At 68.6% G+C, this 13611-nt stretch carries 13 protein-coding genes; all 13 read right to left on the bottom strand.

The features are described from left to right. Positions 1-115: 115 nt before the first annotated feature. The 13 genes from ACGHX3_RS11085 to ACGHX3_RS11025 all read right to left on the bottom strand — a co-directional run bounded on the left by ACGHX3_RS11085 (position 116) and on the right by ACGHX3_RS11025 (position 13552). The gene (locus ACGHX3_RS11085; RefSeq protein ID WP_394694981.1) at positions 116-2362 is read right to left on the bottom strand and encodes a methyl-accepting chemotaxis protein; all 2247 of its coding nucleotides are present in this window, start codon (positions 2360-2362) and stop codon (positions 116-118) included. Between the two features lie 254 nt (positions 2363-2616). Further along, on the bottom strand, positions 2617-3810 hold the full coding sequence (locus ACGHX3_RS11080) for an OprO/OprP family phosphate-selective porin (protein ID WP_394694980.1): 1194 nt from the start codon (positions 3808-3810) through the stop codon (positions 2617-2619). Between the two features lie 85 nt (positions 3811-3895). Beyond that, a complete protein-coding gene (locus tag ACGHX3_RS11075; RefSeq protein WP_213602433.1) occupies positions 3896-5893 on the bottom strand; it encodes a chemotaxis protein CheA in 1998 nt (665 codons plus the stop codon). Between the two features lie 48 nt (positions 5894-5941). Then, entirely contained in the window at positions 5942-6307 is a 366-nt protein-coding gene (locus ACGHX3_RS11070; RefSeq protein ID WP_162338451.1) for a response regulator, read from the bottom strand. After that, the gene (locus tag ACGHX3_RS11065; protein ID WP_213602431.1) at positions 6304-6615 is read right to left on the bottom strand and encodes an STAS domain-containing protein; all 312 of its coding nucleotides are present in this window, start codon (positions 6613-6615) and stop codon (positions 6304-6306) included. Before ACGHX3_RS11065 ends, ACGHX3_RS11070 begins: the two co-directional genes overlap by 4 nt. A 173-nt stretch (positions 6616-6788) precedes the next feature. Continuing rightward, positions 6789-7889: a chemotaxis protein CheW gene (locus ACGHX3_RS11060; protein ID WP_394694979.1), complete on the bottom strand. Its 1101-nt coding sequence runs from the start codon at positions 7887-7889 to the stop codon at positions 6789-6791. Next, on the bottom strand, positions 7886-8668 hold the full coding sequence (locus ACGHX3_RS11055; protein WP_213602427.1) for a ParA family protein: 783 nt from the start codon (positions 8666-8668) through the stop codon (positions 7886-7888). The genes ACGHX3_RS11060 and ACGHX3_RS11055 overlap by 4 nt, the downstream gene beginning before the upstream one ends. Then, the gene (gene motD / locus ACGHX3_RS11050; protein ID WP_213602425.1) at positions 8668-9627 is read right to left on the bottom strand and encodes a flagellar motor protein MotD; all 960 of its coding nucleotides are present in this window, start codon (positions 9625-9627) and stop codon (positions 8668-8670) included. Before motD ends, ACGHX3_RS11055 begins: the two co-directional genes overlap by 1 nt. Positions 9628-9645: 18 nt before the next feature. After that, complete coding sequence (locus ACGHX3_RS11045) at positions 9646-10386, bottom strand: flagellar motor protein (RefSeq protein ID WP_162338456.1); 741 nt, start codon at positions 10384-10386, stop codon at positions 9646-9648. 217 nt (positions 10387-10603) lie between these two features. Further along, the gene (locus tag ACGHX3_RS11040; RefSeq protein WP_394694978.1) at positions 10604-12352 is read right to left on the bottom strand and encodes a chemotaxis protein CheA; all 1749 of its coding nucleotides are present in this window, start codon (positions 12350-12352) and stop codon (positions 10604-10606) included. A gap of 27 nt (positions 12353-12379) precedes the next feature. Next, positions 12380-12517, bottom strand: a complete 138-nt coding sequence (locus ACGHX3_RS11035) for a hypothetical protein (protein WP_162338458.1) — start codon at positions 12515-12517, stop codon at positions 12380-12382. A gap of 37 nt (positions 12518-12554) precedes the next feature. After that, positions 12555-13172, bottom strand: a complete 618-nt coding sequence (locus tag ACGHX3_RS11030) for a protein phosphatase CheZ (protein WP_162338459.1) — start codon at positions 13170-13172, stop codon at positions 12555-12557. Continuing rightward, positions 13172-13552: a chemotaxis response regulator CheY gene (locus ACGHX3_RS11025; protein ID WP_162338496.1), complete on the bottom strand. Its 381-nt coding sequence runs from the start codon at positions 13550-13552 to the stop codon at positions 13172-13174. Before ACGHX3_RS11025 ends, ACGHX3_RS11030 begins: the two co-directional genes overlap by 1 nt. Between the last annotated feature and the right edge of the window lie 59 nt (positions 13553-13611).

Below are 13611 nucleotides of genomic sequence, written 5' to 3'. Positions count from 1 at the left end.
TCCCCGACGAACGGTAAACGCGTGTACGTTAAGTGGTGTCCTCTGCTCAACGCACACGGCCCGGACATGCCGGGCCGTGTGCTTGACGCGAACGCTGGATGGCCTGGGGGCGAGCTCAGAACTCCTGCCAGTCTCCGTCGGCCAGCGCAGGTTCCGGCGTGCGCGCGGGCTTGCGGGCGACGGCCTTGGCGGCGGGCTTCGCCTTGGGCGTGGCGACGACCGCTGCCGCCGCAATGACCGTGCGCACCGGAGCGGTCACCGCGCCCTGCAGCTTGAACACCGACACCGATTCGGTCAGCGCCTGCGCCTGCTCTTCCATCGAGCGGGCGGCGGCGGTGGCTTCCTCCACCAGCGCGGCGTTCTGCTGGGTCACTTCGTCCATCTGGGTGATGGTCTGGTTGACCTGCTCGATGCCGGCGGACTGTTCCTGCGAGGCGGCGGAGATCTCGGCCATGATGTCGGTCACGCGCTGCACGCTGGCCACGATCTCGGCCATCGTCGCACCGGCCTGGTTCACCAGCGCCGAACCGTCGGAGACCTTCTCCACCGACGTCTCGATCAGGCCCTTGATCTCCTTGGCCGCGTTGGCGGAGCGCTGGGCGAGGGTGCGCACTTCCGAGGCGACCACGGCGAAGCCGCGGCCCTGCTCACCGGCCCGCGCCGCTTCCACCGCGGCGTTCAGGGCCAGGATGTTGGTCTGGAAGGCGATGCCGTCGATGACCGAGATGATCTCGGCGATCTTCTTCGACGACTGTTCGATGTCGGTCATGGTCGTGACGACCTTGCCCACGACATCACCGCCCTGCGAGGCCACGCTGGCGGCACCGATGGCGAGCTGGTTGGCCTGGCGCGCCGACTCGGCGTTCTGGCGCACGGTGGAGGTCAGTTCCTCCATCGAGGCGGCGGTTTCTTCCAGGTTGGCGGCCTGCTGCTCGGTGCGGCGCGAGAGGTCGTTGTTGCCGCTGGCGATCTCGCCGGCGGCGGTGTTGATGGAACCGGAGGCGTCCTGGATGCGGCCGACGATGTCGGTCAGCTGCGCCACGGTGGCGTTGGCGTCATCGCGCATGGTCGCGAACACGCCATGGAAGTCGCCTTCCATGCGCGCGGTCAGGTCGCCACGGGCGATCGCCTTCAGTATTTCGGAGACCTCGCCGAGATTGGTGTCGGTGGTTTCCATCAGGCGATTGACGCCGTCGACCATTTCGCGGAAATCGTACTCGTACTTCCCGGCGTCTCCGCGCTGGCTGAAGTCGCCCGCGGATGCGGCGGTGGCCAGACGCTTGATGTCGCCGTTGATCGCCGACAGGTTGGCCTTGCACATGTCCATCGCCTCGGTGATGACGGCCTTCTCGCCAGGCAGGCGATCCATGTCCATCGACAGGTCGCCCACCGCATAGCGGCGCATCACGTCCACGGCGCGCATCTTCACGCCGATGTGCTGGGCGACCAGGGTGTTGGTGTCGCGCACCATGCGGCCGTAGTCGCCGGGGAAGTCGCTGTCGTCGATGCGGAAACTGATGTTCCCTTCGTCGTGGCGGCGCGTCATCTCGGCCAGGGCCGCGATCAGCGCCACGACCTGGCGCTGCATGCGCTGCATGGCGGACAGCAGCTGGCCGACCTCGTCGGTGCGCGAGATGTCGATCTTGCCGTCGAGCTTGCCCGCGGCCACGTCGTTGGCCGTGCGCAGCGCTTCCCCGACCGATCCCGAAATGGAGCGGCTGATGCTCCAGCCCAGCAGGCCCGCCAGCGCCAGTACCAGCACCAGGCCGCCGACCAGCGCCAACACGGTGCGGTCGTGCGCCTTGCGCGACGCTTCCACGTTCTTCGCCAGGTTGTCGACGTTGTATTGCGACAGCGTCTTCAGGTGGTCGAACAGCTCGCGACGCAGCTTGCGCGAATCGCTGCCGGAAATCGCCTTGGCGGTCTCGAAATCGTCCGCCGCGATGGCGGCGGCGATGCGGTCGTGGGCCTCGAAGTAGGCGGCACGCGCAACCTCGACGTTCTTGTACAGCGCCAGTTCTTCCGGCGAGGACTCGGCGGGGATCGCGTTGTAGCCGGCCTCTTCGGCATCGATCTTGGCGCGGGTGTCCTTCAGCCGCTTGTCGTAGTCCGCGAGCTCGGCGGCATCGCCCTGCTTGGTCAGCTGCGCCTGTTCGAACGTGCGGAACTCGCCCAGCTGCGCGCGCATCTCGCCGAGATGCTGGACGGCGGGCATCCAGTTGTCGTTGACCGCGCGGATCTGCGCCTCGCCGGCATTCAGCCGCCACAATGAGAAGCCGCCGAGCAGCAGGGTCAGCGCGGTGGTGATGGTGAAGGCCAGCGCCAGCTTGCGGGCGATGGACAGGTTCTGGAACCAGGTCATCTGAAGTCTCTCCGGTAAAACATCAACGCCCAGCCAATGGCCGGTATCCACGACAGGGCAGGGCTGCGAAGGGCGTCGGAGAGAGGGGGTCTCGCGTCGGTGCAGCGCGGTATCGCACTGTCTGCACCCGGGGTAACGGCTTCATGTGACACTTCTTTACGACCGTTCGGCGGCGTAGCCTGCGCGAACGCGGGGAAGTGCACCGATTCCCGCGCCGACCGTGACCGGGTGCGCGGGACGCGGTGTCGTACGCCTCAGAAATGCATCTGGGCGCGCAGCTGGAACACGGTCGGATCGGCGGAGAACGCACCGCGCGAGGCATCCGTCTCCACGACGTTGGCCTGGAACTTGAAGTACGGCGTCAGGTACCAGTTGGCGCCCAGTGTCCAGTTGTGCTCGCGCCCGCCAGCGACGCCGTCGCTGTCCAGGTCGATGCGGCTGTAGCGGGCCAACAGTTCCAGCGCGCCGTACTTGCCCTTTGGCTTGGGGTTGGCGACATTGCCGCCGCTGTAGCCACGCGACTCGCCGGTCGCCAGCCAGCTGGCGAACACGTAACCGCCATCGGCCGAGTAGGACGGCAGGCCGAGCTCGCGCGTGGTCTTCTGCCGCAGGTACTCGCCCTGCAGCGACCATGGCCCGTGGATCCACAGCGCTTCCAGGCCGGTGCGGTCGATGCGGTCCACGCGGATGAGCGTGCCCGAATCCACCAGGCGCACGCCGGTGAGCGAGGCTTCCGGCTTGGCGCGCCAGCGCACGCTGGGATGCACGGTCACACCGAGCCCGTTGACCTCGCTGTCCGGACGTTCCTGCGACCCGGCGATACCGAGGTGCAGCACATCGCCGGCCGCCTTGCGCGGCGTCCACGCCAGGCGCAGCGCGGCCGTGTCGCCCTTGTTGTTGCCGAGCAGGTCGGATTCGAAGAAATAGCCGGCGTTGGCGAGGTAGCGCTCGCGCTCGAAGGCCCAGTCGATGCCGCTGCGGCGGTTCTCGTAGAACGCCTGCGTCGGCAGTGCGCCTTCCAGGAAGCTCACCGCACGCGTGCCGGTATTGCCTTCGAAACCGAGCGGCACCTTCATCTGGCCGATGCGGACCTTGCCGACGTCGCGGCCGAACAAAGCCTTGGTCTCCACCCGCAGCGCCACGTCGTTCCAACTCTTGGCGTGGAAGTCGTAGGTGACGCCGAGGTCGTACACGCCCTTCCGGCGCAGGGTGATGCCGAGCTCCTGACGGCGCCAGGCGTCGTCGTCGTCCAGCGCGGCGCCGTTGTAGCCCTCGCCGGAGAAGCGGTTGAGGTCGTACTGCAGGTTGCCGCCCAGGCTCAGCTCGGTGCCGCCGGCGAAGGTGATCTTCGGCGGCCACGCGCTGGCGCTGGCCTTGCCGTCGTCGGCAAGCGCACCGGCGTGTACGGCCAGCAGTGAGAGCGCGAGGATGGAGAGGGCGTACTTCATGCGGTTACCGGTAGTGTAGGCGCGTGCGCCAGCGGGCGTCGCCCGGCGCGGGCGACGCATGCGAAGGCAACGCGGGGGAATGGGCTCAGGCGGCCTGCTGCATCCGGCGCGTGCGCACCAGGCCGCCGACGTCGACGATCAGGGCGACGCGGCCATCGCCGAGGATGGTGGCGCCGGAGATACCGTCGATGCGGCGGTAGTTGTTCTCGAGGTTCTTCACCACGACCTGCTGCTGGCCGATCAGTTCGTCGACTTCCAGCGCCAGCTTCTGGCCATCGGCTTCCACCACCACCACCAGTTGGTCGGCGTTGCGGTGGTCGCCGTAGCGGTAGTACTCGTTCAACGCGACGATCGGCAGGTACTCGCCGCGCACGCGCAGCACGCGTCCGTCGCCGGCCACCGTGCGCACGTCTTCGTCCTTGGGCTGGAGCGCTTCCAGCACGTAGGTCAGGGGCAGGATCAGGGTTTCGTCGCCGACCGACACGGCCATGCCGTCGAGGATGGCCAGCGTCAGCGGCAGGCGGATCACCACGCGGGTGCCGTGGCCGGCGGCGCTTTCGAGCTGCACTTCGCCACCGAGCGCCTGGATGTTGCGGCGGACCACGTCCATGCCGACGCCACGACCGGACAGGTCGGTGACGGCTTCGGCGGTGGAGAAGCCCGGCTGGAAGATCAGGTCCCAGACCTGCGCGTCGGTCGGGTTCTCCGGCACGGCGAGGCCGCGTTCGGCCGCCTTGGCGAGGATGCGGTCGCGGTTGAGGCCGCGGCCGTCGTCGCTGACTTCGATGACGATATGGCCGCCCTGGTGCGAGGCTGCCAGCGTGATGGTGCCGGTCTCGTCCTTGCCCGCCTGCGCACGCACGTCGGGCATCTCGAGACCATGGTCGATCGAGTTGCGCACCAGGTGCACCAGCGGATCGGCGATGCGTTCGATCAGGCCCTTGTCCAGCTCGGTGCCTTCGCCGATGGTGCGCAGGCGCACCTGCTTGCCGAGGCGCGCGGACAGGTCGCGGACCAGGCGCGGGAAGCGGCGGAACACGGCGTCCACCGGCAGCATGCGCACGCCGATGACGGCTTCCTGCAGGTCGCGGGTGTTGCGTTCCAGCAGATCCAGGCCGGCGAACAGGCGCTCGCACTGGGCCTGGTCGAGCAGGCCGGAGACCTGCTTCAGCATGGCCTGGGTGATGACGAGTTCGCCGACCAGGTTGATCAGTCCGTCGATCTTGTCGACGCTGACGCGGATGGAGGTTTCGGCGGCATCGTTGGCGGCCGGTGTGGCGGCTGCGGCAGGCGCCTGTGCGCCACTCGCGGCGACGGCGGCCACCGGTTGCGCGGCGACGGCAACGGCCTCCACCGGCACGGCGGTGCGCTGCATCGGCTGGATGTCGAGTTCGCAGTCGTCGACGACCCAGGCGAACACGTCATCCACCGCGCTGCGCGGCACCTTGCCGATCAGGCCGAGATCCCACGCCAGATAGGCTTCCAGCGGATCGATCTGCTCGAAGCCGGGCAGGCGTTCCATGCGGCACGCGATCTCCAGCGGGCCGAGGTGTTCCAGTTCGCGCAGGATGCGCAGCGGATCGTTGCCGCTCATGAACAGCGACGGCGCCGGGGTGAAGCCGATCTTCCAGCCGTCGGGTTCGGCATCGGCGACCGCTGCGGCGGCGGGTGAGGCGGCGGCAGCTGGCGCATCCTGGCCGGACAGCACCGCGTTGAGGCGGTCCTTCATGGCCTGCACGGCAGCGGGATCGGCCGGCGTACCGTGTTCGGCTTCGGCCAGCAGGGCGCGCAGCACGTCGACCGAGGCGAGCATGGCGTCGACGGCGGGCGGGCTGACCGCACGCTGGCCGGCACGCAGTTCATCCAGCAGCGTTTCCAGCACGTGGGTCATGCCGGCGATGGCATCGAAGCCGAACGTCGCCGAGCCGCCCTTGATGGAGTGCGCGGCGCGGAAGATGGAGTTGATCAGGTCGCCGTCGCGGTTGCCCTGTTCCAGCGACAGCAGGCCGGCTTCCATGGCTTCCAGTCCTTCGCGGCTTTCCTCGAAGAACGTGGCGTGGAAGCGCTGCATGTCCATGTTCATTGCGACGGTGCCCTGGTGCGGTCGGAAGGGAAGCGGAGGAGGGTGGGATCAGCCAAGGACTTTCTGGACGGTGGCGACCAGCTGTTCCGGGTTGAACGGCTTGACCAGCCAGCCGGTGGCGCCGGCGGCCTTGCCTTCGGCCTTCTTGTCGGCAGCCGACTCGGTGGTCAGCATCAGCATCGGCGTGAACTTGTAGTCCGGCAGGCCACGCAGCGCACGGATCAGCGAGATGCCGTCCATGTTGGGCATGTTGACGTCGGTGACGACGGCATTGAACTTCTGTCCCTGCGCGCGCCCCAGCGCCACCTGGCCGTCCTCGGCCTCATCCACCGCGAAACCCGCCGAGCTCAGGGCGAAGGCGACCATCTGTCGCATCGAGGCCGAATCGTCCACTACCAGAATGCGTGCGCTCATGCGGCGTTCTCCACTTGTTGCGTGTTGTGTTCGTTGTCGTTGGCCAGCCCGAGCTGGGGCGCGAGGCCGAGCAGGCGCGCGGCGTCGCGGAAGCTCTGGCTGACCGCACTGAAATCGGTGGCCAGGCCGGCCTGCTCGCGCTGGCGCACGAAGCTGCACAGCACCTGCAGGCTGGCGGTATGCACGCGCTGCACGGTACCGGCGTCCAGCGCCAGCGGTTCCGGCTGCGCGACGTGCGGGGCCAGGTGCTGCTTGAGGTCGGTGGCGGCCTCGATACCGAGGTCGTCACCCAATGGCACAGCGCTCATCGTGTCTCCGGAAAGGCGGCTCTAACGAGGTATCGGCGCGGCGGAGCCGCTCTTGAGGGATGGGTGTGAATGTGTGACGGAGTTGGATAATGCGGGGAATGAGGGAGAGGAGCGAGGAGGGGCTGGGCGTCTGCTTTTCCTCACTTCCCACTCCTCTCCACTCGTTGCTGGCTTCACTGCAGGATCCGCGAGGCGTCCAGCAGGATCACCGCGCACTCGTTGAGCCGTGCGACGCCGCGGAACAGCGGATTGGACATGCGGCCGACGCGTGCGTTGTCGGGCGATTCGATCTGCTGGTCGGTGAGGTTGGCGACGTCCTCGACCGCAGTCACGCGCAGGCCCAGGGTCTCGCCGTGTTCTTCCAGCACCACGATGCGGGTGATGGTGTCGGGCTCGATTGCACGCCGGCCCAGGTACAGGCCCAGGTCGATCACCGGCACCACCTGGCCGCGCAGGTTCATCACGCCCAGCATGTGCGGGGCGGCGCCGCGCAGCGGCAGCAGGGTGGCGGGACGTACGACTTCCTGCACCTTCAGCAGTTCCAGCGCGTAGTGCTGCTGGTCGCAGCGCAGCCGCAGCCAGCGGGTCTTGCGTTCGGTGGCGCGGCGACGCTCGCCCGTGTCGATCGGCGTCTGCATGAAGGGCTTGGCCGGCAGCGGCACGGCGGCATAAGGCAAGGGTGCGGCGGGCCTGGCCGGCGATGGAGCCGGCGCAGACACCGCTGCCGGTGATGCGACACGCGAGGTCGGCGCGGCGCCGCCATGCAGGTCGTCAAGCAGGGCTTCGAACTCGTCGTCGTCGATCATGTCCGCGCCTGCGCGGACCGGCGTCACGGCAAGCGCGGGAGCGGTGGCCGCCGCTGCGACGGGCGCGGCCACGACGGCCGTCGGCACGCCGTCGCCATGCAGTTCGTCGAGCAGGGCTTCGAACTCGTCGTCGCTGATCAGGTCGGCTTCGCTGCCGGCGCGCACGGGCGCGACCGCGAGCGATGGCGCGGGAGCAGGCGCAGAGGCTGGCGGCGCCGGATCGGCGATCGTTTCGCCCGGTGCGGCGTCGCCATGCAAGGTGTCGAGCAGGGCCTCGAATTCGTCGTCGGTGATCAGGTCGGCTTCGCTGCCGGCGCGTACCGGTGCGATGGCCAGTACGGGCGCAGCGGCCACTCCGGGATCGACGGCAGGCGCAGCGGCCACCGGCTCGGCGGCCTGTGCCGGCGGCGCGGCGACGTCGCCGAGCAGGTCGAGCAGGTAGTCGTCGAGGACGGCGGGGGTGGTCATGCGGCCTGTTCCGTGTCGCGGGCTTCGGTCAGCAGCAGCCAGTCGAGCGCGCGCCGGTACGCCGACAGTCCACGGCCCGGGTAGGCCGCGGCGGGGCTGGAGCGCGTCAGCACGTCGACGCTGCAGATGCGGGTGTCGTTGGGGATGGCGTCGTTCCAGACGCGTTCGCCGTATTCGTCCTGCATCGCCTTCAGCGTGTCGGCGCCGGTACGCGTGCGCTTGTCGTACAGTGTGGGCAGGATCGAGACCGGCAGCTCGCGGTGACGCGAGCGCTGGATCATCTCGGCGGTGCGGCACATGCCCTTGAGGCCGTGCAGCGCGAGCGGCTCGGTCTGCGTCGGGATGATGACGTGGTCGGCCGCGGCCAGCGCGTTGACCATCAGCAGGCCGAGCGTGGGCGGGCAGTCGAACAGCACGTGGTCCCAGGCATGACCGCCGCGCGCCAGTGCATTGGACAGTGCCAGGCCAAGGCCCGGTTGGGTCGCGCTGCGGCGTTCCAGCGTCGCCAGCGGCGTCTGCGCGGCGACGAAGGAGAGGTTCTCGATTTCGGTGGTACGCGCCACGCTGGCCAGCGTCGGCGGCTGTTCGTCGAACAGGTCCAGCACGCCGGTCGGCTGCGGGTCGGTGGCGACACCGAAGGCGCGCGTCAGCGACGCATGCGGATCCAGGTCGACGAGCAGCACGCGATGGCCGCGCATGGCCAGGCCGCGGCCGAGGGCGAGGGTGGTGGTGGTCTTGCCGACGCCGCCTTTCTGATTGGCGATTGCCCACACGCGCATCACTGGACTCCTTCATGGACCTGGGGCGCCGGCGGCGCTCCGGGCATGGGCGACGCGGCGTGGGCCGGCAGCGGCGGCAGCGAGATCACCGACGGCGGCGGGGCCTGTTGCTGTGCATGCAAGTCCGGTGCCGGACCGGTGGGGCTGGCCAGGATGATCAGCAGCACGCGGCGGTTGGCATTGCGGCCTTCCTGGGTGGCGTTGTCGGCGATGGGGCGGAACTCGCCGTAGCCGATCATCGCCAGCCGCTCCGGCGGAATTCCGTCGCGCACGAACAGGTGCACCACGCTGGCCGCGCGTGCGGACGACAGCTCCCAGTTGGAGGGGAACTGCGAGGTGCGGATCGGGCGATCGTCGGTATAGCCCTCCACCCGTACCGAGTTGGGCACGTTGCCGAGCACCGCGGCGAGCTTGCCGACGGTCTGCTGGGCCTGCGGGTCCAGCGCGGCGGAGCCGGTGGCGAACAGGATGTCGCTGTTGATCTGCACTTCCAGCCACAGTGCCGAGCGCTTGATGGTGACCAGCTTCTCGTCGATCAGCGGCGCCAGCGCGCGCTCGAGATCGTCGGCGATGCGCTTGAGTTCGCCCTGTGCGGCCTGCAGGCCCTTGGCGTCGAGCGACATGTTCATCTGCGACGCCATCGCCGCCAGCAGGGTGACGTTGGGCGACGGCGAGGGCGCGGACGGCCCCTTCTTGGCGCCGGACTTGATCGGCGACGGCCGGTCGTAGTCCGCGCCCTGCAACTGGTGGTTGCCCACCTGCACCGGATTGATCGTGCGCGGTGCACCGCCGAAGGCGGCGGTCAGCGAATCGGCCACCACCCGGTACTTGCCCTCGTTGACGGTGGAGATGGCGTACATCACCACGAAGAAGGCCAGCAGCAGCGTCATCAGGTCGGCATAGGGGATCGCCCAGGCCTCGTGGTTGGCGTGCTCTTCGTGCTTCTTCCTGCGTGCCATCGCCGTCGTCCCGCGGGCTCAGTGCAGGAAGCCGGCCAGCTTGGCCTCGATGTTGCGCGGGTTCTCGCCCTGCGCGATGGCGATCAGGCCTTCGATGATCATTTCCTGCTCGCGGCTGCGGCCGCCGATCACGCTCTTGAGCTTGCTGGCGATGGGCAGGAAGAACAGGTTGGCCGAGGCGATGCCGTAGATGGTCGCAGTGAACGCAGCGGCGATGCCGTGGCCCAGCTTGCTGGGGTCGGCCAGGTTCTTCATCACCGCAATCAGGCCGAACACGGCGCCGATGATGCCCAGCGTGGGCGCATACACGCCCATCGCCTCGAAGACCTTGGCGGCGGCCAGGTCCTGGTGTTCCTGGCCGTTGAGGTCGATTTCCATCATGTGGCGGATCGCCTCCGGCTCCACGCCGTCGACCAGCATCTGCAGGCCCTTCTTCAGGAACGGATCGTCGAGCTGGTTCACGACCGGCTCGAGTCCCAGCAGACCCTGCTTGCGGGCGATGTTGCTCCATTCGACGATCTGCGCGACCAGCGCGTCGCCTTCGGTGCCGGGCGGACGGATGATCCAGCGCACGATCGCCAGGGCGCGCTTGAACACCGGCGGCGGCGTGTGCACCAGGATCGCGGCGATGGTGCCGAGGATGACGATGACGAACGCCGCCGACGACCAAAGCGACGACAGGCCCGCGCCCTTGAGGATGCTGCCGCCCACCAGGGCGACCAGCGCCAGCAGGAGTCCGATGAGGCTGAAGATGTCCATGTAGCGATCTATCGGCCCGGTTCAGGTGGACTTGAGGTGGTGCGGGTGTGAGGCGACGCGACTCGCGACCCGCATCACACCAGGATCTCTGCTGTGGGAGCGACGTAAGTCGCGAGCTCTTTCCTTCCGGCATCGAGACCCGGTTCCATTCCGTCTCGCGGCTATCGCGACTTACGTCGCTCCCACAACAGCCCGGGTCCCACAGCCCGCCATCGCGTCACGCCGTCGCGCGCAGCCCGTCTACATCGAGGATCAGCGCCATGCGGCCGTCGCCGATCAGAGTTGCGCCGGCGTAGCCGGGCAGGCCGCGCACGGCGCGCGGCAGGGGCTTGATGACGACTTCCTCGCGCCCGCGCACCTGGTCGACGATCAGGCCGAAGCGCTGTTCGCCCATCTGCAGCACCACGATGGTGAGCAGCGGCGCCATCACCGGGTCCACGCGCAACCATTGGCGCAGGTCCACCAGCGGCAGCGTGTGGCTCTGGCGGTCGAGTACGGCCTGGCCGTCGAACCAGCGCAGGCTTTCGGACGGCGCATGCAGCACTTCCATCACGCGCGCCAACGGCAGGGCGTAGACCGGCTCGCCGGCCTGCACCAGCAGCGTGGGCAGGATGGCCAGCGTCAACGGCACGCGGATGACGAAGCGGCTGCCGCGACCCACGTCGGAATGGATGGTGATCTGGCCGCTGAGTTCGCGGATGCGCGATTGCACCACGTCCATGCCGACGCCGCGGCCGGAGATGTCGGTGACCACGGCCTTGGTCGAGAAGCCGGCCATGAAGACCAGTTGCAGGCATTCGTCGTGGGTCAGGCGGGCGGCGGCCTCCGGGTCGATCAGCCCCTTCTCCAGCGCCTTCGCGCGCAGGCGTTCGGGGTCGATGCCGGCGCCGTCGTCGCGGATCTCGATGGTGACGAAGTCGCCTTCCTGCTGGGCCGACAGGCGCACGTGGCCCTGTCGCGGCTTGCCGCAGGCCTCGCGCAGCGAGGGCACTTCGATGCCGTGGTCGATGGCGTTGCGCACCAGGTGCACCAGCGGATCGGCCAGCGCCTCCACCAGGTTGCGGTCGAGTTCGGTGTCGGCGCCGACCAGTTCCAGGTCGACTTCCTTCTGCAACTGGCGGGCGACGTCGCGTGCGACCTTGGGAAAGCGCGAGAACACCTTGCCGACCGGCTGCATGCGCGTGCGCATGACCGCGGTCTGCAGGCGTGCGGTGGCGATGTCCAGGCTGCTGACGGCGCGGTCGAGTTCCTCGTCGCGGATGCGCGCGCGCAGGGTCTTCAGGCGGTTGCGCGACAGCACCAGTTCGCCCACGAGATTGACGATGGCATCCAGCCGCTTGGTGTCCACGCGGATGGTCTGTTCGGCTTCGCCGCCGGCTTTGGTCGCCGGCTTGGGCGTCGCGGGTTTCGCCGGCGCCGGGACGGCCGCGACGGGTGCGGATGGCACGACGCTGGTCGGTGCGCCGCCGCCATGCAACTGGTCGAGCAGGGCCTCGAACTCGTCGTCGCCGATCAGGTCGCCGCCGGCCTGCGGTGCCGGTGCGGCTGCCGCTGCCGCCGCGGGTTTCGGCGCCGGTGCGGGTGCGCTGCCGTGCACGTCGAACTGCTCGATCAGCGCTTGCGGCGCGTGCGGCGGTTCTTCGCCGGCGCCGACGGCGTCCAGCATCTGCTGCAGCCAGTCCAGCGATTGCTGGGCGGCGTCGAAGTGTTGCGCTTCCAGCGTCGCCTGGCCCGCGCGCACGAGCCCCAGTGTTTCCTCGGCGGCATGGCAGAGGTTGACCATGGCCTGGATGCCGAGGAAGCCGGCGCCGCCCTTCAGCGTGTGGAAGCCGCGGAACACCGCATTGAGCTGGCCGCTGTCGGACGGGTCGTGTTCCAGCGTCACCAGCTGTTCGCCCAGCCGGTCGAGGATCTCCTGTGCTTCGATCAGGAAGTCGGCGGCGATTTCGGGCGTGACGGCGGACATGGGCGGGGCGTTTACCGGTGCGGACGATCAGCGGGAGGAATCGAGCAGGGGCATCGCGTTTCCGTGGCGGCGGCGCAGGAAGCGCGCGACCACGACATCGCAGACCAGCAGCAATCCCACGAACAGCAGGACGACGGGGTGGCGGGAACGACGGGCGGCGGGCATGGCAGGTCTCCGGTTCCGCAGCGCGCGTCCCCCGGGGCTACAACCCCAGGCCGGACAGCAGGTCGTCGGCGTCGTCCTGCGAGAACGCGTTGCGGTCAAGACCAGCAACGGCCGGGCCGGCGAGTTCTGAAGGCTTGTCGCGGTTTTTTTCCGGCGGCGGCAGGCCGAGCGCGCCGAAACCCTCGTGCACGCGGCGCACGATGCCGGCGACGCGGCGGATGATCTGGCCGGTCAGGTCCTGGTAACTCTGCGCCAGCGCCATCTCGGACAGCCCCTTGCCGATGCGGTCCACCAGCGCGGCCTGTTCGGCCGACAGCGCGGTGCCTTTCAGCTCGGTGGCATAGCCACGGCACTGTTCGGCCAGGTCGAGGGTCTTGTGGCTGGCCTGCTCGGTCATCTCGACCACATGGTCCAGGCGCGCGCAGGCATCGTCGAGTTCGCCGGCTTCCGGCGGCGGCAGTTCGCCCAGCGTCTGCGCCAGCTCACGGGCCAGGCGGCCCAGGCCCTGCATCATCGGCTGCGTGCGCCAGGCGGCGATGGCATCCAGTTCGCGGCGCCAGCCGGCTTCGTCGCCGTGTTCCAGCGCGTCGAGCGCGCTCTGAAGTTTCTCCACCAACGCCGCGCGGGCACTGGTGGCGTCGGCGACGGCGTTCATCAGGCGGCCGCTCCCAGGCGTTCGAAGATCTTGCCCAGCTTCTCTTCCAGCGTCTGCGCGGTGAACGGCTTGATGATGTAGCCGTTCACGCCGTTCTGCGCGGCCTCGATGATCTGTTCGCGCTTGGCCTCGGCGGTCACCATCAGCACCGGCAACGTCTTGAAGCGGTCATCGGCGCGGATCGCCTTGAGCAGTTCGATGCCGGTCATTCCCGGCATGTTCCAGTCGGTGACCACGAAATCGAAACTGCCCTGGCCCAGCGCGGTCAGCGCGGTGGTGCCGTCGTCGGCCTCGGCGGTGTTGGTGTAGCCGAGGTCGTTGAGCAGGTTCTTGATGATGCGGCGCATGGTGGAGAAGTCGTCCACGATCAGGATGCGCATGTTCTTGTTGGTCACGGAGGCTCCGGTGTTGCGTGGACGGTGGGACTGGTGGGGATATC

This window comes from Pseudoxanthomonas japonensis (assembly GCF_043632995.1).
Taxonomy (GTDB): domain Bacteria; phylum Pseudomonadota; class Gammaproteobacteria; order Xanthomonadales; family Xanthomonadaceae; genus Pseudoxanthomonas_A; species Pseudoxanthomonas_A japonensis.
Note: the sequence above shows the minus strand (reverse complement) of the source record. Positions and strands in the feature narration are given on the sequence as shown.